Annotated in this window: 21 protein-coding genes; 13 read left to right on the top strand and 8 right to left on the bottom strand. The window is 67.3% G+C overall.

Features of this window, described 5'->3' with window-relative positions; translation table 11 throughout:
• Positions 1–61 precede the first annotated feature (61 nt).
• Both ACIBO1_RS07680 and ACIBO1_RS07675 read right to left on the bottom strand, forming a co-directional pair.
• Positions 62–265 carry a hypothetical protein gene (locus ACIBO1_RS07680; protein ID WP_396742389.1) on the bottom strand — a complete coding sequence of 68 codons (204 nt, stop codon included), beginning with the start codon at positions 263–265 and terminating at the stop codon, positions 62–64.
• Positions 266–400: 135 nt separating this feature from the next.
• The gene (locus tag ACIBO1_RS07675) at positions 401–1,174 is read right to left on the bottom strand and encodes a hypothetical protein (protein WP_396742387.1); all 774 of its coding nucleotides are present in this window, start codon (positions 1,172–1,174) and stop codon (positions 401–403) included.
• 397 nt (positions 1,175–1,571) lie between these two features.
• Between ACIBO1_RS07675 and ACIBO1_RS07670 the strand changes: the two genes are divergently transcribed.
• From ACIBO1_RS07670 to ACIBO1_RS07635, 8 genes are all read left to right on the top strand, one after another.
• Entirely contained in the window at positions 1,572–2,033 is a 462-nt protein-coding gene (locus ACIBO1_RS07670) for a hypothetical protein (protein ID WP_396742385.1), read from the top strand.
• Entirely contained in the window at positions 2,026–2,868 is an 843-nt protein-coding gene (locus ACIBO1_RS07665) for a TRM11 family SAM-dependent methyltransferase (protein WP_396742383.1), read from the top strand. The genes ACIBO1_RS07670 and ACIBO1_RS07665 overlap by 8 nt, the downstream gene beginning before the upstream one ends.
• 894 nt (positions 2,869–3,762) lie before the next feature.
• Positions 3,763–4,155, top strand: a complete 393-nt coding sequence (locus ACIBO1_RS07660; protein WP_396742381.1) for a hypothetical protein — start codon at positions 3,763–3,765, stop codon at positions 4,153–4,155.
• Between the two features lie 184 nt (positions 4,156–4,339).
• The gene (locus ACIBO1_RS07655) at positions 4,340–5,164 is read left to right on the top strand and encodes a hypothetical protein (RefSeq protein ID WP_396742379.1); all 825 of its coding nucleotides are present in this window, start codon (positions 4,340–4,342) and stop codon (positions 5,162–5,164) included.
• 157 nt (positions 5,165–5,321) lie between these two features.
• The gene (locus ACIBO1_RS07650; protein ID WP_396742377.1) at positions 5,322–6,275 is read left to right on the top strand and encodes a DUF4192 domain-containing protein; all 954 of its coding nucleotides are present in this window, start codon (positions 5,322–5,324) and stop codon (positions 6,273–6,275) included.
• A 118-nt stretch (positions 6,276–6,393) separates the two neighbouring features.
• The gene (locus ACIBO1_RS07645; RefSeq protein ID WP_396742375.1) at positions 6,394–7,098 is read left to right on the top strand and encodes a GGDEF domain-containing protein; all 705 of its coding nucleotides are present in this window, start codon (positions 6,394–6,396) and stop codon (positions 7,096–7,098) included.
• Positions 7,099–7,208: 110 nt separating this feature from the next.
• Positions 7,209–8,384, top strand: a complete 1,176-nt coding sequence (locus tag ACIBO1_RS07640; protein ID WP_396742371.1) for a hypothetical protein — start codon at positions 7,209–7,211, stop codon at positions 8,382–8,384.
• 541 nt (positions 8,385–8,925) lie between these two features.
• Positions 8,926–9,435 carry a hypothetical protein gene (locus ACIBO1_RS07635; protein ID WP_396742369.1) on the top strand — a complete coding sequence of 170 codons (510 nt, stop codon included), beginning with the start codon at positions 8,926–8,928 and terminating at the stop codon, positions 9,433–9,435.
• 153 nt (positions 9,436–9,588) lie between these two features.
• On the opposite strand, the gene ACIBO1_RS07630 is transcribed toward ACIBO1_RS07635, so the two are convergent.
• Positions 9,589–10,824, bottom strand: a complete 1,236-nt coding sequence (locus ACIBO1_RS07630; protein WP_396742367.1) for a hypothetical protein — start codon at positions 10,822–10,824, stop codon at positions 9,589–9,591.
• A gap of 251 nt (positions 10,825–11,075) precedes the next feature.
• Between ACIBO1_RS07630 and ACIBO1_RS07625 the strand changes: the two genes are divergently transcribed.
• From ACIBO1_RS07625 to ACIBO1_RS07610, 4 genes are all read left to right on the top strand, one after another.
• Entirely contained in the window at positions 11,076–11,252 is a 177-nt protein-coding gene (locus tag ACIBO1_RS07625) for a hypothetical protein (RefSeq protein ID WP_396742365.1), read from the top strand.
• A gap of 90 nt (positions 11,253–11,342) precedes the next feature.
• Entirely contained in the window at positions 11,343–12,575 is a 1,233-nt protein-coding gene (locus ACIBO1_RS07620) for a radical SAM protein (RefSeq protein WP_396742363.1), read from the top strand.
• Positions 12,572–13,936: a B12-binding domain-containing radical SAM protein gene (locus tag ACIBO1_RS07615; protein ID WP_396742361.1), complete on the top strand. Its 1,365-nt coding sequence runs from the start codon at positions 12,572–12,574 to the stop codon at positions 13,934–13,936. Before ACIBO1_RS07620 ends, ACIBO1_RS07615 begins: the two co-directional genes overlap by 4 nt.
• Positions 13,929–15,632 (top strand): carbamoyltransferase C-terminal domain-containing protein, encoded by a 1,704-nt coding sequence (locus ACIBO1_RS07610; RefSeq protein WP_396742359.1) that lies wholly within the window; start codon positions 13,929–13,931, stop codon positions 15,630–15,632. Before ACIBO1_RS07615 ends, ACIBO1_RS07610 begins: the two co-directional genes overlap by 8 nt.
• On the opposite strand, the gene ACIBO1_RS07605 is transcribed toward ACIBO1_RS07610, so the two are convergent.
• The 4 genes from ACIBO1_RS07605 to ACIBO1_RS07590 all read right to left on the bottom strand — a co-directional run bounded on the left by ACIBO1_RS07605 (position 15,607) and on the right by ACIBO1_RS07590 (position 19,398).
• Positions 15,607–16,218 (bottom strand): pentapeptide repeat-containing protein, encoded by a 612-nt coding sequence (locus ACIBO1_RS07605; RefSeq protein ID WP_396742357.1) that lies wholly within the window; start codon positions 16,216–16,218, stop codon positions 15,607–15,609. The genes ACIBO1_RS07610 and ACIBO1_RS07605 overlap by 26 nt on opposite strands.
• Before the next feature lie 23 nt (positions 16,219–16,241).
• Positions 16,242–16,937, bottom strand: a complete 696-nt coding sequence (locus ACIBO1_RS07600; RefSeq protein ID WP_396742487.1) for a pentapeptide repeat-containing protein — start codon at positions 16,935–16,937, stop codon at positions 16,242–16,244.
• Positions 16,938–17,076: 139 nt separating this feature from the next.
• Positions 17,077–18,015: an aminoglycoside phosphotransferase family protein gene (locus ACIBO1_RS07595; RefSeq protein ID WP_396742355.1), complete on the bottom strand. Its 939-nt coding sequence runs from the start codon at positions 18,013–18,015 to the stop codon at positions 17,077–17,079.
• A 15-nt stretch (positions 18,016–18,030) separates the two neighbouring features.
• Complete coding sequence (locus ACIBO1_RS07590) at positions 18,031–19,398, bottom strand: helix-turn-helix domain-containing protein (RefSeq protein WP_396742353.1); 1,368 nt, start codon at positions 19,396–19,398, stop codon at positions 18,031–18,033.
• 369 nt (positions 19,399–19,767) lie between these two features.
• Between ACIBO1_RS07590 and ACIBO1_RS07585 the strand changes: the two genes are divergently transcribed.
• A complete protein-coding gene (locus ACIBO1_RS07585; protein WP_396742351.1) occupies positions 19,768–19,995 on the top strand; it encodes a hypothetical protein in 228 nt (75 codons plus the stop codon).
• Positions 19,996–20,266: 271 nt separating this feature from the next.
• Here ACIBO1_RS07585 and ACIBO1_RS07580 read toward each other — a convergent pair whose 3' ends face one another.
• Complete coding sequence (locus ACIBO1_RS07580; protein WP_396742349.1) at positions 20,267–20,524, bottom strand: hypothetical protein; 258 nt, start codon at positions 20,522–20,524, stop codon at positions 20,267–20,269.
• Positions 20,525–20,577: the final 53 nt, after the last annotated feature.

The following is a 20,577-nucleotide window of genomic DNA, read 5'->3' as shown; positions in this document are numbered from 1 at the left end:
CCAGCGTGAGGCAACCAGGTCAGAAATCTTCGAGCGCGCCCCAACATGGCTCCGAGCCTGGTCAATGCTGTGCCAGCAGGACCAGAGCCACGACGGTCACCGCCATCACGGCGGCCACGATGGTGATCGTCACCGAGCCAGTGGTCAGGTAGACCCCGCCGACCCCCGCAAGCACCGCGTTGATCAGAGCGACGAGCCGTCCGGCGCCCCAACAAGGATCGGGCCGGCGAATCGAAGGCGTGGGGCCGGGAACGTAACTATCCATTGTCGCTTCCTCTCGGTAGGCGCAAGCCCGTTGTCGAGAGGTCAGGTCCACCAAGGCCACCTAGCGTGAGCCTAAGGAGCAGTGACCGCAGTGCCAAACAAGGCAGCCGCCGTAGGCGCCAGGGGATTGCGAAAGTCAAGCCGCATCTGCGGCACGGTGGCAGGAGGATCGGACTGAGTCGGAGAGTTGACCTCGCACGACGGCGGCAGCGACGATGCGCTCGGCGCGGCGGCGGCGCATCCGGAGGGCTCCGGGGGTCAGGTGCTGCTCGGCGGCGAGCTGTTCGATCAGTGCGTCACCGAAGCGGGTCGCGCTGATCAGTTCGGCGGCGTCGGCGGTGATCAGGCCGGAGGCGACGGCCCGGCCGAGCAGCAGGTCGGGGTGCCCGTAGGGCATCCTCGGCGTGCGTGATCCGCTGGCTAGGTCCAGTGGCAGTTCCTCGCCGTTGTCGGCGGTGACAGCGCTGGTGCCGGCGCGCCAGGCGGCCCAGCACAGCCGTAGCCACAACCGGGGTGCGGCGAGGTCGGCGGTGCGCAGGGCATCGAGGAACCCGGCGAGGACTTCGGAGTCGACGTCGTCGGCGTGCCGGGCGTGGCCGCGGCTGATCTTCGCCGCGAGGTGCGTCAACGCCGGAAGCGCGACGCCGATGGCGCCGACGACCCAGGCGGGTCCCCATTCGCGGGCGTGGTGGGCGAGTTGCCGCCACAGCTCGTCGGTGGTGGTGCTGTCGTAGCGCTCGAACTTGACCAGCTTGCGCAACTCGTCCAGCGGCATCGTCGTATCGGGCATGCCCGGCACGCGCCGTGCGTCGAACACCAGCGGCGCGGGTTCGCAGGTCAGCAACGCGAACGCGGTCTCGGCGGTGGTCAGCGCCGTCTCCGCCATCCGGGTACGGGTGGTCGTTGCCATGGTGATGTCCCCCCTCGGCAGGGAGCCTGTCGCCCGTTGCGACGGCTCCGAGGCCCCCGATTGGGACAGCCCGACCTGACACCACAACTGGTTGTCAGAGCCGGACAGGTCGTGACTGGTCCTGTCAGGTTCTGCGCCCTGAGCGCGGCCCGCGCGTCCGCCGATCGGGCTGTCAGGTCGCTGGTGTGACTGGTTCTGTCAGGTCGGGGGTGGGTTCGATCCGCCTGTCAACACGGCCCTGGGAATCGTCAGTACGCTCGCCTGTCCGGGGGCCACCGTGCCTATGACCGACAGCAACCCACGCCGCGCACCGATCCCTGTGGGGGATGTGGTGTCCGGTGACCCGCCCGTGCCGATCACCGTCTGGCCGGTCCCCGCCCCACAGGGCGGTGAAACCATGTCCAACGCGATGGGCGTGCGGCTGGTCCACAACCTCACCCACCCCTCCGATCTGGTCATCGACCTGGCCGTGGGACCACAGTTGGCCCGCGCGGTCATCGCGGCGCACCGCCGCAGCCACCTGGACATGCCCCGGCAGCTCGGCTGGGGCCGGGAGCCGGCGACGCTGATCGTCACCGGCTGGCCCCTCGACGACGCGACGTCGCCGGGCGAGTTCTTCGCCCGCTGCCGTACGAGCCTCGTGCCGGGCGGGTGTGTGGCGGTGCTGCTGCCGCACGGCGACCCCGTCCTCCCGGTCGACGTCATCGTTGCCGCGAAGGGAACGGGGTTGGCGTACCTGCAGCACATCGTGGCGGCCGACCGGCCACCCCGACCCGGCCAGCGCACCCAACTCGACATCCACACCGACGTGCTGATCCTGACCCGCAGCACGACCGACACCGGCGGCGCCGATGACTGACGACCTGCCGATCACCTCCGTGTGGTTGACCTGCCAGCAGCCGGCCCGGGACCAGCGGCGAGGCCGCTACGCGCCGCAGACCTCCAGCCACCCCGGCAAGATGCTGCCCCACCTGGCCGCACACGCCATCAACTCCTACACTGCACCGGGAGATCTGGTGTTCGACCCGATGTGCGGGTCCGGCACCACCCTCGTGGAGGCCATGTACCTCGACCGACACGGAATCGGGATCGACATCGAACCCCGGTTCACCGCCCTGGCCGAAGCGAACGTCGCGCTCGCCGCGTCGCAGGGCGCGGCCGGGACGGCGCAGGTGTTCACCGGCGACGCCACCCGCCTGCTCGATCTGGTGCCGGCCTCGGCGGTCGGCCAGGTGGGGCTCGTGCTCACGTCGCCGCCGTACGGGCGCGGAACCCACGGACTCGTACGGACGACAAGCACCGGGGTCCGCAAACGGGACCACCTATACGGGGACCGGGAACGCGGCAACCTCGCCTACGGCGGCTGGTCCCGCCTACTCGACGGCTTCGCCACAATCCTCGCCGCCAGCTACCCACTGCTGCGTCCCGGCGGGTCCGTGGTCGTCACCTGTCGACCTGTCCGGCGTCAGCGCAACGACCTGATCGACCTGCCCGGCCAACTCCTCGCGGTCGCCCGATCGGTCGGGCTGGTACCGGTGCAGCGGTGCGCGGCGATGCTCGCCGCCGTCCGCGACGGACAGATCGTGCACCGAGCAAACATGTTCGGCCTCCTGGCCGTCCGCAGGTCCAGAGACGACGGCATCCCCGTGCACCTCATCGCGCACGAAGACGTGCTGGTCCTACGCCGCAGCTAGGGCCCCGACAGGAGCACGGTTTCTCGACCTAACAGCGAATCATCCCTGACCTGTGGGCGGGCGGCGGCCCGCCCACAGGTCTCATGGCTGTCCTCTGCCGCCAGTTACGGATCCGCCAGCTGCCAGCCCGAAGCGGGCCCAGCGGTGCCGCAGGACCGACAGCATGGACGACGCGACCAGTCCCCACCCGGTACCAGTGAACCGGCTCGGCGGGTACTGGTGCACAGGGCCAAACCTGACATGACGCTGCTGCGGTCAGGCTGTCAGGTTCTGCCAGACGGCCGAACCTGACATCCACTCCCGGCGACTCCGGCCGTGGCTAGCCTGAAGGTTCTCCTTCCTCTTCTCCTTGTGCCCCTGATCTGACGCCTTCCGCGACGGCATCGCGCCCACCCTCTCGGGTCGGCCGCCGCCGCCAGCCTCGGATCCGGCACTCGCCCCACCACGCCCCGTCGCGTACGCGGACCGGGCGCGGCCTCCCATCTCACAGGCGATCACCACCACCCGGTGGCCGTCCCTTCCGTGCTGTCCCTTGGAGGACGACATGCTCCAGCCCCGCTGCATCCCTGCCAGCATCACCGGCCCGGTCGGCACACCGACACCTGCCTGACCGGCCCGTGCGGCTACTGCGGCATCCACCTCCCGAGCATCGCCTCCGGCGAGTGCCGAACCTGTCAGTACATCGTGTGTGAGGCATGAGACGCCGACTACCACCCCGACCTCGGCCCCACCTGCCCCACCTGCCCCACATGCGCCGCCTGTGCCGCCTGTGCCCCGCCCGCCACCGGCCACCGCACCCGCCCCGCCACCTGACCGACAACCGGCTTGGCATCAACCGATGCCACCACCTCCGCCGGGTTCACCCGATCGCCCACGTCACCAGGGAGGTTCCTCATGTCCGCACGATGGCTCCCTGCCATCGCCATCACCGGCAGCCGCCTGCTCCGCACGGAACTGCGCACTGTCGAACAGCAGGCCGGCTACGAGTTCGAGTACGCAGACTCCATCCCCGCCGGCCGCCGCAACGCCCGACTCCGGCCGCTGATCATCATCGGCACCGACCTGCTCGCCCGGGTCCGCAAGCCCATGATCTGTCGCGGCCTGGTCGTCGTCGCATCGGTCAACCCCTCCACCAGCCGAGTGTGGTCGCACGGCACACGTGCCGGCGCGACGTACGTCATCGTCCTGCCCACCGCCGGTTCGTGGCTGGCCCATCACCTCGTGCGCGACCTACCGCCCCCAAACGGGCCCACCCGCCCCCCGCACCAGCCGCCACCGACCGACTGACCACCACACCCACTGCACCAGCGAACATCGCCGCAATCCGAAGCCGCACACCCGTACGGCGGTGCCCGTGCACCACCCGGCATCGATCACGAAGAACGGCCCGCCTCCTGGCGGGCCGTCGTCATTCAGGACCCGCACGGCCACCACCTGGCCATGCGGGTCCTTCTCGTAGAAGGAGATGTCCATGTCCGCCCCACCGAAGCGCCTGTGGTGGCGCCTCGACGACGTGCTGCCCCTGGCCGAACACGCCCTCACCGCCCCCGAACACCGGATCACCGGCCAGCAGGTCCTCGCCAAAGCCGCCACCCGCCCGGCGTTGATCTGGGACTCCGAGCCCTCCGGAGACTGGATCAGCTCCAACGGCGTACCAATCTGGTACGACGAGGACGGCAGACCACGCCGCGTGCAGGCCCGTACCTGGCGGCACACACCCACCGACACCATCGGCACACCGGGTCAGCCCGAAGGTGGCACCGGGTTCCTGCGCCTGAACCGCCGCTACCGCGACCCCCACCGCCGATCCCTGATCAATCTGCTGCACCACGGCGCCAAACAGCACTGGTTCGCCCTCGACCCCGCCGCTCTGGACACCGCCGACGGCCTCCAGGTCCTCGACCACCGCGACGACATCGCCCCACCCGAGGCCACCTGGTCACCCGCGATCGTGACCGCCGACGAGGTGTTCGAGCTGGAATACCCGGCCTTGGTCGCCGATGACTACACCGCCCTCGGCGGCGTCCTGGCCCGCTTCGACTACCCGACCGCCCGCGAGATCGCCCACGACCTCGACCGCATCCGCGACGGCGACATGCCCGGCGAGCACCCCGTCATCACCTGGAACACCGACGCCGCCGTCATCTCCTGGGACACCGACGACGGCAACACCACCCGCCTCGTCGAGGCCGACCGCGTCTCCCCGGACGCCGACGGCCGGTACAGCCTCGGCGCCTACCTCTGGCCCTGGCGAACTATTAACCAGGAACCGGCCGATGTGATCGAGCTGCCCTGACACCCGGAAGAACGCCTCGTGCTGCGCGACAAGTGCGCAGCACGAGGCACTTCTAGGGCTCGTTCTGTCTCCCCGAATCCCCACCATTCGCGCCAGTGATGGAGATCCCATGCCCTTTCCCCCGAACAGACTGACGATTCGGTCCCGGTCCGAGTTGGTGACGGCAGTGCCCTACCTGCTGGGTTTCCGCCCCGCCGTCGGCAGCATCGTTGTCGTCGCCCACCACGAGCAGCAGATCGCCTTCGTCGCCCGGGCGGACCTCCCCACCCCCGGATCCCCCGATGACCACCTCCACGCGCTGACGGATCACCTTGCCGGGACTCTGGCACAGCAAGAGTGCCTCATCGACTTGATGATCATCGGCTACGGCACCGCCACCCACATCGATGCACCACTGCACGCTGTTGCTGCGAAGCTGGCCGAGGGCGGGATGACCACCCGGGAACTGATCCGGGTCACCGACAACCGCAGCTTCAGCCTCACCTGCGACAAGCCGCTCTGCTGCCCGCCGGAGGGGATCCCCTTCGACCCGACCAGCTCCCTGACCGCCGTCCAGGCCACCGCCGCCGGGCTGGTCGCCCTACCAGATCGGGCGGACGTGGCCGCCCGCATCGCACCCCAGACCGGCCCGGCCGCCGACCGCATGCGGCACGCCACCACCGAAGCCGCCGCCCGCCTGCACAGCCACACTGATGGCGCAGATATGCACGAGCGGGGCGTGCGGGCGGTCCAGGAAGCGCTGCACCGCCACGACGACGGCCACGGACTCGCCGACAACCAGGTGGCGTCACTGGCCTTGCTCTTGACTCGGCGCTCCGTGCGGGACGCCGCTGCCGGGCTCACCGCACCGCACGAGACGCATGTGACGCTGTGGGCCGACATCACCCGCCGCGTCGAGCAGTCCCTGGTACCCGCACCGGCCACCGTCCTGGCCATCACCGCCTGGCGGTGCGGCGACGGAGTCCTCGCCGTCATGGCCGCCGAGCGTGCCCTCGACATCGACCCCACCAACGAGCTGGCCGCCCTGGTCCTGCAAGCCCTCCACGCCGGCCTGCCGCCCACCGTCGTCGAGCAGGCATTCACCGACCACACCGACCCACCACGCAACTAACGGAATCGGATACACCACACGGCCCGCCAGAAGGCGGGCCGTTGTCGTTCCCTGGACCCGGGACGCTCCGCCTAGGAAACGCAAGCGTCCCGGGTTCTCCATGAGATGGAGGAACCCAGTGTTCAATACAGGTCTCGTGATCGCCACCATCGTGGCGGTCCTACTCGGCGCCGCCGCCGGCTACCTCGCTACCCGACCGGCCACCGTCCGGATGCGCGCCCACCTGGCCGACGCCGCATGGCAGCTGACCCACGACCCGCTGACCGGCCTACTCAACCGCACCGGCCTGCACACCATCCACACCGCGATCACCGAAACCGGCGGACCGCAACCACTGATCGTCATGCTCATCGACCTCGACGGATTCAAAGACGTCAACGACACCCACGGCCACGACGCAGGCGACGACCTACTCACCGAGATCGCCGACCGCCTCAGCCACGTCACCCACGTCCACGGCGGCACCGTCGCCCGCCTCGCCGGCGACGAGTTCGCCGCCCTACTACCCGTGCGCCACCACCCGATCGGCGACATCGCCACCCGCATCACCACCGCCATCAGCGCCGCCGTGCAAGTGCAGACCGACACCGGCCTGGCCACCACCGCCGTCACCGCCAGCATCGGCATCGCCCGCGTGACCAGCACCGACCCGCTGCAGGACGTCGCGCTGCACCGCGCAGACATCGCCATGTACCACGCCAAACACCACGGCGGCGCACGCCACGTCCTCTACACCCCCGGCATGACCATGCCCACCCGCCAACGCCGCCGGGGACTGCGCCTACGGGACCTGCGCCGCCGGCAGCGAGGCAGCGGCGCATGAACCTCACCACCCGCACCGCATGCGCCGTATGCCGGCACGTCCTGACCGCCCGCCTCGACGGCGACCGCACCGTCTACCGGCATCCCGTCACCGAGGACCGACACCACGTCGTGCCCGTCGACGCCACCGGACTCGGACAGGTCATCGACCGCTGCCACACCTGCACCGTCGGGCTGCCGATCTGGGCATACCGCACCGGCCGCATCCAGATCGGCGACCTGAACGCCGGAATCCTCACCACCTACAGCGACCGGTGGCACGTCTGCTCCCGGTGCGCCCACCACATCGAAGCCGACGACTCCGACGCCCTCACCGCCCACTGTGCCGCCGTCATGCACTGGCCACCCGACAGCGACGCCTACACAGTGCTGCGCACCCTGCACCGCGGCATCGTCCTCGGCCGCGAAGGACGCACCCTACTCACGACCACCGATTGGCCTGCTGCTCGGTTCACCGCCGTCATGCTGCCGAAGATCCGCGATCGGTTCACCGGCCTCCTGCGTAGCCGGGTGGACCTGCCCGCGCCGATCAACAGCCCCGAGCAGCGACAGGCTCTGGCCAGCCAACTCGACCGCGCGTCCATGTACTGGATCAACCAGGATTTCACCGACATGGTCAACGAAGTCAGCGGTGACCAGCCACCCGCAGCCATCACCGACGACATAACAGCCTCACCTGCTGGGCTGCTCGCCTGGCCCGAACCAATCGGCAACAGCCAGCAGCTCGCCGCCGTCTCCTGGACGCCCCACGACGACGGGTGGCAGATCATCGGCTACCGCAGCATCGGCGGCACCGCCCTCGACGACGACCTGATGCCCGCACTGCGACACGACATCGGCTGGCTCATACCGATCCATGCCGAGCACGTCCCGCGCCGCACCACACTCGACGGAGGACATCCCCTCGGCCCACTCATCACCACCTGGCTGCTGATCAAACAACAGATGGCCGAGACCGTGCCCGCGAAGTTGCCCAAAGGCGTCACCAAGGCATACCAGCGGGCAGGCCGTCCTGCCCCCGACGTCAAGATCGCACGAATCAGACCTAACAGCACCCCGCCGCCACTCAGCGGAGACGGCAGGGCTCGTATCCGGGCAAAGCCGGATCACCGGTTCTGGGTCTCCGGCCATCAGCGCCAACAGGCGTACGGACCCGGTCGAAGCTTGCGCCGCACCGTCGAGATCGAGCCGTTCCTTAAAGGTGGTGAGGACCTACCGATCAGACTGAGCACCACTGTCCGTGTACTCGGTAACCGAACCCCTGGCCCGAATACCGAAAAGGACTGAACCGCAGAGAGGGTGGCGAAAGCTTGTGCCGCCACCCTCTCTGCGCCGCGCGCCTTGCCCGCTCTCAGCGATTCTAGTGATTCGTCACCTGCCTGCCTGGTCGACAGGCTGTGACCCGCTCCAACCTGGATGGGATCTGCCAGCTCTGCTCTTGTCGGTGACAAGCCAGATCCTTGTCACCGACAAGGGCAATGACGGGGAGCAAGGCTGTTTTACCGGCGGGCACAGCCGAAATCGCACAGTCTGTCCGGCGTCGACCATCACCCCTTGGATACCAATAAGACCATGGCCGAGGTTACCTCTCGGACGCCATCGTGTCTCCAATCAACTGGACTGGAAGGAACGTCCATGAGGGCAACGCAAACCCCTCGCAGACTCCCGCTGCGGAACTTCGTCATCGCCGCTGTCTGCCTCGCGGGAGCCACGGCAGTGCAGAGCAGGAGCGGCGATGCCCTACTGACGGCTGCAACACTTCCGGTCATGCATGGCTTTCTCAGTCACTGGCTAGGCGAGTAGCCGACAACACTGACGGAGATCCTTCGTGGCTATCAGTTTCTGGCTGGTGAAGATCGAATACGAACGAACACCATCAACTCTTGCAGCCCTCCACAAGGCGGCTAACAAGCTGGAGTTGGTCGTCACGGAGTTCGAGCGAGAACCCAGACCCACAGTTCTCGTTACCCGAAGCTACCAATGCACCTACCCGGAGGAGGTCATGTCGGAAGCAGGTAGCCTGATCGCGGGCATGCGGGAAAGGGTTGGGCCACACTGCCCACCACTGGCCGTCGTGATGCACCCCGAACATGAGCCCGAGCCGGTGCCGCCAGTGATGACCCTGTCAGAAGTCGGTGTCGCACTTAAGGTGTCACGGCAACGCGCTCAGCAACTATCGCAACAACCGGATTTCCCTAAGCCAGTCGCCAAAACTGCAAACGGCCCCATCTACGCCATCTCCGACATAGCGCAGTACCACCGGACGCGTGAGCACAGGAAAGGTCGAGAGACCAAGGGGCAGCTCATCCTTCCAAAAATTATCGAGATTCGTCGATAATTTCCTCCGATTGTGTCGACCCGTCGACAGGCACCCTCTTGAACCTAATTTCGAGGCGGCCTGCCGCGTTTTCAGGGCAGTAGGAGAACACCCCTATGTAGTTTGCATTCACGCCCCATGTTTCTCTTCTCCCACCCGAAACTACGAGAACAGCTACACCGCAAGCACCTCGGCGAGTTCCCGTGCGGCTGACCTTGAGCGGAGTTCGGCGGGGATCCTTCGGTAAAGGTCCGCGGCGCGGCGGTGCGTCAGGCCGCTGCGGTAGCGGGCGGGAATGCCGGTCAGGGCTGTGGTGGCGGCGTGGCAGGCGTCGAGGGTGTGGCCATCGAGGTGTTGACAGGTTGCCGCGTCGAGGCGTAGCAGGGTGCGGGTCAGCGTGCTGGTGGGGGCGGAGAGTGCGAGGGCATGGGTTTGGCTCTCCCGCGCTCGGTCCGTCTCGCCGAGTGTGGTGAGGGCGTGGGAGAGGTGGACGTGGTGTTTCTGTTCGCAGTGCCCGAACCAGGTGTCCGCGCGTTCGGCCTCGGGCAGCATGTCGGCGAGGCGGTCGGCGTAGCGCAAGGCTGCGGCGGCTTCCTCGCGGCGTCCGGCGAGAGCGTAGGCGCGGCCGGAGACGGCGGCGGCGAGGGCTGCGGCGGCCGTGGATCCCTGTCCCGCGATGTCCCGGGCCTGCTCGGCGAGTTCGGCTGCGGCGTGGGGTGCGCCGAAGTTCAGCGACAGCATCGCCTTGCGGGCGAGGATCCAGGCGTGTAGCTGCTGGTCGCCGGACTCTTCGGCGGAGCGGGCAGTGACCCCGAACCAGGCGTGCGCCTCGCGCTGGTTGCCGAGGTCGTGCAGGACGACGGCGGCCATGCCGCCGAGCTGGCCCATGATCCGGGTCAGCGCGACGCGGGTGACGGCGCGTTGAGGACGTTGCAGCAGAGGGATCACGTCGGTGACGTCGGCGACCAAGTCCGCCAGAACGTCGGTGGGAACCCGGCCGCCGTAGCCGTAGCTGTGCCGCTCTGTCGCGGCTTCGAGCCCGGCCAGGTCAGCCGGGCCGGTGACGGCCAGGGCATCGTCGGCCTTGGCTAGCACGTCGGCCAGCTCGGTGAGCGGGGCGGCGGTCAGTCCAGCGGCGAGGACGGATCGGACGAGGTTTCGCCGATGCATAGATTCATCCTCCCTCGCGGGCTTTGGTGCGACGGGGGTGTCGCTCTCCCAGGGGCGCGCGGCCAAGCCCACCATGGCACCAGGGATTCGTAACCCGTCCGCGATCCGTTCGATCGTCTCGATGCCGGTGATCCGTGCTTCGCCTCGGGCAATGAGGCTGATCCGTTCGGCTTTCAGCCCGGTTGCGGCGGCCATCGCGTTCCAGCTCAGCCCCGCCGTCTTTGCATAGGAAAAGACCACACGAAAGTTCCGGTCTCGTAGGGCGTGCACCACGACGGAGTCGCGGAGCAGTTGGCGGGGAAGCATCCGAGCTGACGCCGACGGATCCACAGCACTCCTTGTTGGACGCGGATGCCGGTCGATGGACTGTATCGCCGACATTCCCGCGCGCGTGACCCCCGTAGTGGTGCCCCCCTCGTAGGGTTACGCGCCGTGGGGTAGGCGGGGTGTAGTGACTCTCGTCGTTGCAATCCTCGTAGGAAGGCAGATCAATGGTCCCGAACACCTCGTCCACGGCCCCCGCAGCCACCTCGACCGGCGGCGGCTCCGACCAGGTCCGGCAGTTCTCCTCCGTGGCGGAGGCGACGCTCGCGCTGGGCTGCAAGACCTACTCCGGCACCATCTTTCAGGGTGGCGGCGGCGTTCCTGCGGTGACGTCCGCGCGGTGATCCGTCCCGCTTCTGATTGAAGCGGATCGAGACGGCTGTCGGCCCGCGATCGCTGTCGCGGGCCGGCAGTCCTCAGTCTGGGAGGCCCTTGTGACGTCACCACTTCCCCCGGCGCTGCGGATGGCGGACATGCGGTTCCGCCACGAGTACTTTGGCGCCCTCGCCTGGTCCACCACTCAGCCCCGCCGCTTCGTGGAACTGCCGAGCGCGGCGGCCATGGTCGCGCTGCTGGCACGCGAGCCGCTGGCCCCGCAGTTCCCGCCGTTGGCCCAGACCGCCCTCAGCGACCGTTTCGGCCTCGACGAGCACCGGTGGACCACCATCGTCGATGACCTGCACTCCGCGGGTGTTCTCACGCCAGCCGACGGCGTACCGGTCGAGCCGGTGACGGGTATGCGAGTTCACGCGGTTGCGGACGAAGCCGAGGCGGCCCGACCTCGGACGGCGGTGCTAAAGCCGTTCTGGGTGCACCTGCAACCCTTCACGGTCTGCAACCAGAAGTGCTTGCACTGCTACTGCTCCGGCGGTCCGAAAGCGGACTCGTTCCTCCTGCGTCTGGTGCAGTGGCACGAGATCATCCGTCGGCTAGACGACTACGGCGTGCCGGACATCTACATCACTGGTGGGGAGAGCTTGCTTCTGCCGGGGTTCTTCGACTTGGCGGCCGACATCATCGGCCGGGGATTGGGCTTCGGGGTGTCGACCAACGCCACGGTGCTCAACGCCGGCCGGCTGGAGCGGCTGCGCGAGTTGGGGGTGTCCCCGGTGCAGGTGTCGCTGGACGGCGGCCAAGCCGCCACGCATGAGATGATCCGGGCCGCGCCCGGCTCCTGGGGCAAGACCCTCGCTGGTATTCGCGCCCTCGGCGAGTTCACCGAGGTCGCCATCAACACCGTGGTCAATCACGTCAACCTGGGCGAGCTGGAACAGGTCGTGCAGGTTGGGCTCGGTGCCGGCGTGCGTCGGTTCAAGTTCTTCCCGCAGAAGCCGGTCGGGCGGTCTAACCCAGCGGTGACGTTGGACGACACCACGATCCTGACCGTGCTGATGCCGGAGTGCCAGCGCCTGGCCGAGGCGTACGACGTGGACATCGAGACGATCAACCCGGCCGAAGGGTGCGGTAGCGGCAGTATCGGCTTCGCCGTCGACCAGCGCGGGGACGTCTACCCGTGCATTTTCGGCGTGGAGAACCAGTCCCTGCGGGCCGGGAATCTCCTCACCGACGACCTGGACAGCATGTGGTTCAACGCCGCGGTATGGGAGCCGTTCCGCGGTGAGGCGACCACCCCGTGCCGGCGATGCGAGGTGCCGTGCCCCCGTTGATCGATCCAGGCCAGGCGAGGGTGCTGGTGTGGGCACCGACGCTGCACGAGTCCGGTTTCAAACAGCGCCACGTCGACGGTGATGCCCTCGCGGTACAAGCGTCCCTACGCGCCGCAGGCTACGACAGCGTTCTGTTGGACGCCTACTACCGGGGCCGGCCCGCCGCGACGCTGGCCGGCACCCTCGACGATGCCGCTGGGTTCGACGTACTCGTGGTGCATCTGTTTACCTCGGACGCGTACGGACTCCGACTACGCCGCACCGCCGACGAACTGCTGGCCGCGCGTCTGCGCCACCCCCGGCTGACCGTCATCGGCTTCGGGCCTCTAGCGGTGTCCGCCGCCAGAGAACTGACAGCGCACGGTGCGGTGGACCATGTCGTCGCCGGGCCCACCACCCTCGGGGCCGATCCGTTCGTCGCGGGACTCCTCACACACCTTCGCGCGCACCTGGTCGTGTACACACCGCTGCGATCGCTCACCGCAGCCGACCTGCCTTACCGCGCCGACTCGGTGGTGTCGGTGGCCGCGAGCCGGGGCTGCCGGTCCCGCTGCACGTTCTGCGCCTACAACGCCGACCTGCCCGGCGGCGGCTGGCGGGACATGCCCATGGCCCCGGTCGTCGACGACATCGCCCACCTGCACCAAGCAATTGGCGCGACGACGTTCGCGTTCTCGGACTCCGACTTCGGCGGCACCCGTCGAGAGTGCGCCCGCCGCGCCACCGGCCTGCGCGACGGCCTCCGGGCGGCCGGACTCGCGAGCAGGCTCACGTTCGCGATCAGTGTGCGCGCGGAAACCCTCGACCCGCACACCGTTGGCGTACTGGCCGACGCAGGGGTTCGTACCATGCTCATCGGCGTGGAGTCGTTCAATTCGGACACCCTGCACCGCGTCTACGGCAAACGACAGGACCTCACGCACCTGCAGGAGGTGGTGGCCGCCGCCGACGATGCCGGAGTCACGACCGTGGCCAGCTACATCCTGTGGCATCCCTGGCAAACCCTCGACGGGCTCCGCACCGAGCTGGACGCCCTGGACCGCTTCGGCCGACATCGGATCCCGCACTTCATGGCCCGCAGCCGCCTGGAGGTCATCCCCGGCACCGTCATCGAACGGCAGATCGCCGCCGACGAGCTGCTCATCACCGCCCCGTTCCACCGCGCGTTCACCATCGCGGACCCGGCTGCCGCCGCCGTGGCCGACGCCCTGACCGAGTGGTTCGCCACGACTGCGGCGCCGGTACTCGCGGGACTGCACGAAGTCGACCCCGGCAGCCTGGACCGGCTCGCCGAACTCAAGATCGCCGAGTGGGCCTGGCTCACCGAGACTGTCGACCGGGAGGCCGCCTCTCATGGGTGATCTGTTACTCGGCATCCATGGCGGTGCCAACGCCACCGCTGCCATCGCCGTCGACGGGCACCTCACGCACTGCGTGCAGGAGGAACGGCTCACCGGTATCAAGGGCTACATGGGCTTCCCGCACCAGGCCATCGCCGCCTGTCTGCACGCGGCCGGGGCCGACCCCGCCGACGTCACCGAAGTCGTCTACGGCAGCCGCTCCGGGCCGGTGGACCACTGTCCTCGCGACGAATGGCTGCGCCGCCTCGCTGCCTTCCACCAGCAACCGGCCCTAACCGATGCCGAGGAGCGCCTGATGGGCGCCGCACCCGGAGGGTTACCGCAGCGGATCACCGAGCTGCTGCGGCAGGACGGCCTCACCGACGCCCGGGTCAGCTACGTCGACCATCACACCGCACACGCCGCCGCCGCGTACTACGGGCTACGCACCGACCCCGACCGCCCCTACCTCGTGCTGACCTGCGACGGGTTCGGTGACGGCGCCTGCGCGACCGTCTCTACCTGGACAGCCGGCCAGCGCACCGAGATCGCCCGCACCGACATGCGTAACTCCATCGGCCTGCTGTGGTTCTGGTTCACCCACGCCGCCGGGTTCACCCCTCACGAGGACGAGTACAAGCTCATGGGCATGGCCCCCCACGCCCGCCTCGACCGGGCCCGGCAGGTCGCCGACATCCTGCATACCTTCCTCGGCCTTGACCCCAGCGGCCTTCGGCTGCAACGCACCACCACCGCCAGCATCGAGCGGGCCTGGCCCGACATCGCAGAACACCTGCGGGGTCGGCGCTTCGACGACCTCTTCGCCGGCCTGCAGCTGTTCACCGAAGACCTACTTACCCGATGGGCACGCAACGCCGTCACCGCCACCGGCATTCGAGACGTGCTCGCCGGTGGCGGCGTATTCATGAACATTAAGGTCAATCAGCGCATCGCCGACCTGGGCTGCGTAGACACGTTCGCCGCGTTCCCGTCCTGCGGTGACGAAAGCCTCCCGCTGGGCGCTCTCTACCACCGCCTCGCCGCCACCCAAGGCCACCACCGCGTGCAGCCGCTGGCCGACTGCTACCTCGGCGACGACATCACTCCCGAGGCCGCCCAGCACGCCGTGGCTGGCACCGGTCTATACCTGCACGAACCCGACCGCATTGAGGACGTGGTGGCAGGGCTCCTCGCCGACGGGCAGATCGTCGCCCGCTGTGCCGGCCGCATGGAGTACGGTGCCCGAGCTCTCGGTAACCGTTCCATCCTCGCTAACCCGGCCGACGCCGACGTGCCCCGCCGCCTGAACCAGCTCGTCAAACAGCGGGACTTCTGGATGCCGTTCGCGCCCGCGATTCTCCGCAGCCACCAGTTGCGCTACATCTGTAACCCCGGCCGGCTACACAGCCCTTACATGATGCTCGGATTCGACATCCAACCCGATGCCGTCGCCGACATGATCGCCGCCATTCATCCCGCCGACCTGAGCTGCCGGCCTCAGATCGTCGACGACGACAGTCCCGCCGGTCTCGCCGCGATTTTGCACGCCTACCACGTCCGTACCGGCCGGGCCGTGCTACTCAACACCTCGCTGAACCTGCACGGCAACCCCGTCGCCCGCACAGCTGCCGACGCCGTCACCGTGCTTCGGCGTTCTGACCTGGCCTACCTTCAACTCGGGCCGTACCTCGTCACGAAACACGCACCGACATGTTGAGGCTCATCGCGATATCCACCGCCTGGTCAGCGGTGATGATCGCCTCCCGCAACTCCATCTCCCGCGGGTCGAACGCGGTCAACACACTGCCCCGCAGATCCGCGCGGGCGAAGTCCGCCTCCCGCAGGCTCGCACCGGACAAATCCACATCCCGCAGCACGACACCCTGACACCGGGCCCCGTTCAGGTTCGCCCCACGCATCCGCACCCGCGTGAACTCGGCTGTGCCCAACTCGGCACCCAACATCTCGACGTCCGACCAGTCCCCACCCTCCACCTCAAGACCCGACAGGTCACACCGGTCGAACACGGAAGCGGTCAGCGTGCAGTCCGTCACTGACGCATCCCACCAGTTGCAGCCAGCGAACCGGCACGCCGCGAACGTCGACCCAACGAGCTTCGCGCAGTTGAACCGCACAGCGGTAAATGTGCACGACTCGAACACGCAGCCCTCAAGCGTCGCCTCGCACAGATCGACTTCCCGAATCGCAGCCCCCTCGTAGCGCAGCCCCACAAACCGCGCTGAGCCATCGGAAATCGTTTCCGGGTCCGGCCAGTCGACACTGGTGACAGCACGCCGGACCACTGGTGCGCGCCTACCCGATCTCATCAATCCTCGTCCTCAATACGAATCCCTGCGGCTCGCGCGAGCCCGTACGACAGACTCATCAAGTCGGTGTGGTGCACAATCGCTCCCTTCCAATTGGAAACGTCACCCACGCCAGCCAAGTTGCAGCCACGGAATCGCGCCCCCTGCATAGAGGCATGGTGAAATACCGCACTGGTCAAGTCGCAATCCCGAAACACTGCTCCACTCAGGTCAGCATTGGTGAAGTCGGCGCCATTGAGGTTGCATTCCACGAAGCTGACCGCATCGAATTTCGTCATCCGCCAAGCGGACAAGTCGGCGCGGCACTCCGCGATCGTGACATCCCGTAGAAGTCCATCAGCCCAGTTCACGCCGGTCATCCTGCATTGGGCAAGCCGAACCCGGGTCATGCTTCCACCGTCGGTACGGAGGTTCGCCAAGCTGGAATCCGTCACCAGGCAGTCAGTCATCGCCACCTGATCTAAATGGCAACTAGACAAATCCGCACCGCGAAATCGGCATTGAGTAAACGCCATCGAGTCAGCATCCTGCCCGGACAAGTTCAGGCTATAGAAAGCCCGACCCTCAAGCTCCGACTCGGACTCCAGATCGCCGGCCTCAAAGAGAACCAGTTCGGACGGAGGCAATGGACTCCGGGGCTCTCTCACCTTCCGGGGCGCGGTTGAACGGGAAGTGGACACACGTCGGGGTGACATACCCTTCAGCCTAAGCCCTGCCGCCCCGATCGCCATGGCTCGAACCACCGTGTTTCAAACAGATTGGGTCAACATCTGCTGTGCGCCGCGCCAGAGGCCCGACAGAAGGCGATAGCATCGATCGTCGGGTATCGGTTCGCTATCGGTAACGCTGCCACACTGTCGAATTGTCACCCGCCAGGTAGGTACGTAGCCGATGGCCCAGCGTCTGCGCCACTTCCGGCCTGCCGAGAAGCTTGTTCATCACACTGGTCACAAGTTGGAGCTCCCGCACCTCCCGCAATAGCGGCCAGGACGGCGATGTTGCGAGATCGAAGCCGTAGACCTCGGCGAACCTCTCGTACGGCTCCCTGGGGTCACCGAAACGGATGGCGCTGTGCACCAGCGGGACAAGGTCCCACTCTCGCGGCCCGACTGCCAGTGAATCGAAGTCGCACAATCGACCCGCGAGGACGTTGCCCACGTGTGCGTCACCGTGCACGACACCCGTCGGCAGTTGCCATCTGGCAGACGCAACTCGGGGCTCCAGTTCCTCACAGCGCTCATCGAGTTGCGCCACGAGGCCATCGAGAGATAGCGCGAGTTCACGGGCAGCCCACCGTTGCGTGAACAGGAGTTCGTCAGCGGGAAGACTGGCGAGCCCGGACAACCGGCGCCGCGCCGTGGCGACAGGCGACCAGCGAGGCAGGAACGGTGGTACCTCGCTGATGGCGTGCAGCCGCGCCAGCGGTTCAGCCAGTTCGATCGGATCGGGACGGTGCGTCGAATGATCAACGTAGTGCCAGACCGTAGCCACCCACTCGTCCACCATCACGGGCTGCGCAACGCTGGTATCCAGTTCGACCGATGGCACCTGGTGTTCAGCGAGTAGTGCCATCGCCCGGACCACTCGATGTGCCCGCTCTCGTGCCGCCTCGCCGTGGGAGAGCCGCAGGACCTTGTCGCCGATCCGGTAGACCGCGTTGATCGTGTATCGCATGAGACGCGCCTCACCTGAGGCGAGTCCGGCCTGCTGGCGGACGGCGTCGAGTCCCCGCTGGATCTCGTCGGCAGCCTCAGCGGTCAGGGTGGTCGACATACCCGCCAGGTTAAGTCACGCTGCCACGCGCGCCCGGATTGCCGTCACCACCTCCATCAACCGCTTGTCGCGACGCGGTTCGATGACGTCCGCGACGTCGCTGAGCCGGTCGAGGAGCCGGCGGGAACGCACATGTCGCGCCGCATCCAGGACTGCTCGGGCGTGGGGTGCAACCTTGTCTTGTTCTCCGAGTAGCGCGTACCCCAGCGCCATCGTCACGTGGTCAAACGCGCCGCTGCGTGATGTCTTGGTTCGCCTCTCTAACGCCCGGCCCGCGTGGGTCAGCGCGAGGGCAGCGTGTTGCTCGCGGTGCCGCGAATAGCGAGCCAGAGCCGCGTGGACGACTCCTGACATCCCCTCGAAGTCGCCTGGCTCGCAGAAGAACCGTGCCCATTGGGGTGCTTGTGTGGTGTCGGCCCGGCCGATTTCGTCATGAGCACGCGCTAAAGAGTCGCGCATCCCGGATGCGTTTCCCATTCTGGCGTGAGCCCAGGCGATGTTTGCATGCAAGATTGCCACCGAAATCAGACAGTTCGCGTTGGTGGCAACGATCTGGCCAAGCTGGAACAGATGCAGCGCCTCGGCCGGGTTGCTCTGATGAATGCTGACACGGCCCAACCGATAGTAGGCGTCCGCCATCAGCGTTGCGCTGCCCGCTTTCTGGGCATAGACGAGACCCTGCGCGAGATGGCGACGCGCCTCCGTGTGCTCACCCAGGTCATGGGACATCCAGCCGACAAGATTGTGCAGGTTTGCCAGCTCGGCATGTAGGTCCGCCGAGAGTTCGGGGGTACGGCAGCGACTCCGGGCGAGACAGCTCGCCCAGGCCAGGTAGCCCCGCGCTGAATCGCGACATGAGCCCCCGCCGTATGCGGCGTCCAACTCTCGATGGCGCTGACTGATTTCCCGCACGGTGGCAATAGCCTCCGGGTTTACGATTTCCGGCACCGAAGCGGGCCGTTCTCCGGCTTGAGGAAGCCACACCTCGACGTCCGGTGAGCCGCCCACGGCGAAGCCGGCCAGCGCAGCAATGAACTGCTTCCGCTGCTCAGCTTCACCCAAGGGAAGCGGCTCGGGACGACACTCTTGAGTCGACTCTGTTCCATACCCGAGACCCATCAATTTTCGCGGTATGCCCAAGCCCTCTGCAATTCGCACAAGAACGTCGTAAGCCATGACCTGCCGTCCACGGGTGATCTCGTAGACCTCGGATGCAGCGAATCCAGCAAGCTCGGCGATACGCCGTTGCGTCATGCCGTGACGCCGATTCAGCAGCATGAAGATTTGACCTACGTCGCGACGCCCCAGGGCACTTCGCATCGCTGGCTCGTCCCACCACGATTGATCAGGGTGCGTCATCTGCGAAAGACGGTCCACGTTCACGACAGCCCCATCGACGGAGGGAAGTGAGAGCAGCATAACCGCCAGTCATCGCCCAGCCACCCTCACTCGCCTCACCTTAGCCAAGACGACTAGTCGCGCTAGTCGTCTGCCGCAGCCCTAGCCATTCCGGACGTCCTGACCGGCCGCGCGGGTTCCATGCCAGCGGCACCTGTTGCCATGGTTCAAACCGGCTTCCACGTTGACCTCGTCCCCCTCAAGGCCAGGGATTCGCCGGAGTTACGAGTAAGCCGGGCGCAGTGTCGGCCGACCGTTCGGCAACAGGCAACTGCGTTCCATCGGCCAGATGCGCGGTCGGTGCCGGGGAGGGCCCCGGCCGCGCATCTCGAACCGCTTCGGAAGGTGAGGGCAGTGCGCGTCAAGTGGTTCGTCCCCAGCGATGACGAGCAGTCGTTCAAGCCCTTCGGCATCGAGTGCCGTGACGCGGTGACGCTCGGTGCTCAGGCCGATGGGTCCGCGCTCAGCGGGCACAGCGACGACGCCTCGCCGCCTATGGACACCGACGAAATCGCCCGCACGTTCTGGGTCGGTCACGGCGGGTCTTTCCCGGAGCTCGGCCTGCGGCAGGGTTCGGGGTGAGGGGCGACGTGGCCGTGAATCGGAGTCCTCGGCATCTGCCTGATGTCCCGACAGGCGCCCTGCTGCGGCTCGATGGGGGCGATTGGTCTTACGGCCGTGATCTGACTCCGGGCACTCCCGTTGCTGTCACCGTTGTCGGGGTTCGTGACCTGCCGAATCGCAGTACCGAGTGGGTGTGGGTTCTCGGGCATCGTCCCGAGTGCGACTACCCGCACGTCGAGCGGCATCCGCCGTGTATGGAGGTGCGGGTCGAGGTCGATGCGCTGCACCGTCAGGTTTCCGCTTCATGACCGGCACCGACGACGGTGACTGCTCTGTTGATCGTTTCGAGTCGGCGCGTGGCAGCGCGCTGCAGCATTGCGACGGCGGTAGCTGTTTCCACTGCCGGCAGGGCCGGTGTGGGCAGTACGCCTGGGCGGTCGAGGAGCTTGGTCGTCATGCCGGTGGGCGGAAGCTTCTTCGGCAGCTCGGGTTTCCCCTTTCCTGTGACGATTCGATTGAGGAAGGTCAGCCGCGGTGAACGCCACACCTTTCGTCGCTCCGGACAGCTACCCGGAGTATCTGCGTGGGTATTCCGAGTCG

The organism is Micromonospora sp. NPDC049903 (assembly GCF_044460945.1).
Classification (GTDB): Bacteria; Actinomycetota; Actinomycetes; order Mycobacteriales; family Micromonosporaceae; genus Micromonospora.
Note: the sequence above shows the minus strand (reverse complement) of the source record. Positions and strands in the feature narration are given on the sequence as shown.

Bases quoted from the DNA above. Each gene is read 5' to 3' on its own strand.
- ACIBO1_RS07660 (WP_396742381.1), top strand. From the start codon at position 3,763: ATGTCCGCACGATGGCTCCCTGCCATCGCCATCACCGGCAGCCGCCTG.
- ACIBO1_RS07600 (WP_396742487.1), bottom strand. From the start codon at position 16,937: ATGTCACCCCGACGTGTGTCCACTTCCCGTTCAACCGCGCCCCGGAAG.
- ACIBO1_RS07675 (WP_396742387.1), bottom strand. From the start codon at position 1,174: ATGGCAACGACCACCCGTACCCGGATGGCGGAGACGGCGCTGACCACC.
- ACIBO1_RS07665 (WP_396742383.1), top strand. From the start codon at position 2,026: ATGACTGACGACCTGCCGATCACCTCCGTGTGGTTGACCTGCCAGCAG.
- ACIBO1_RS07680 (WP_396742389.1), bottom strand. From the start codon at position 265: ATGGATAGTTACGTTCCCGGCCCCACGCCTTCGATTCGCCGGCCCGAT.
- ACIBO1_RS07655 (WP_396742379.1), top strand. From the start codon at position 4,340: ATGTCCGCCCCACCGAAGCGCCTGTGGTGGCGCCTCGACGACGTGCTG.
- ACIBO1_RS07625 (WP_396742365.1), top strand. From the start codon at position 11,076: ATGGTCCCGAACACCTCGTCCACGGCCCCCGCAGCCACCTCGACCGGC.
- ACIBO1_RS07610 (WP_396742359.1), top strand. From the start codon at position 13,929: ATGGGTGATCTGTTACTCGGCATCCATGGCGGTGCCAACGCCACCGCT.
- ACIBO1_RS07670 (WP_396742385.1), top strand. From the start codon at position 1,572: ATGTCCAACGCGATGGGCGTGCGGCTGGTCCACAACCTCACCCACCCC.
- ACIBO1_RS07595 (WP_396742355.1), bottom strand. From the start codon at position 18,015: ATGTCGACCACCCTGACCGCTGAGGCTGCCGACGAGATCCAGCGGGGA.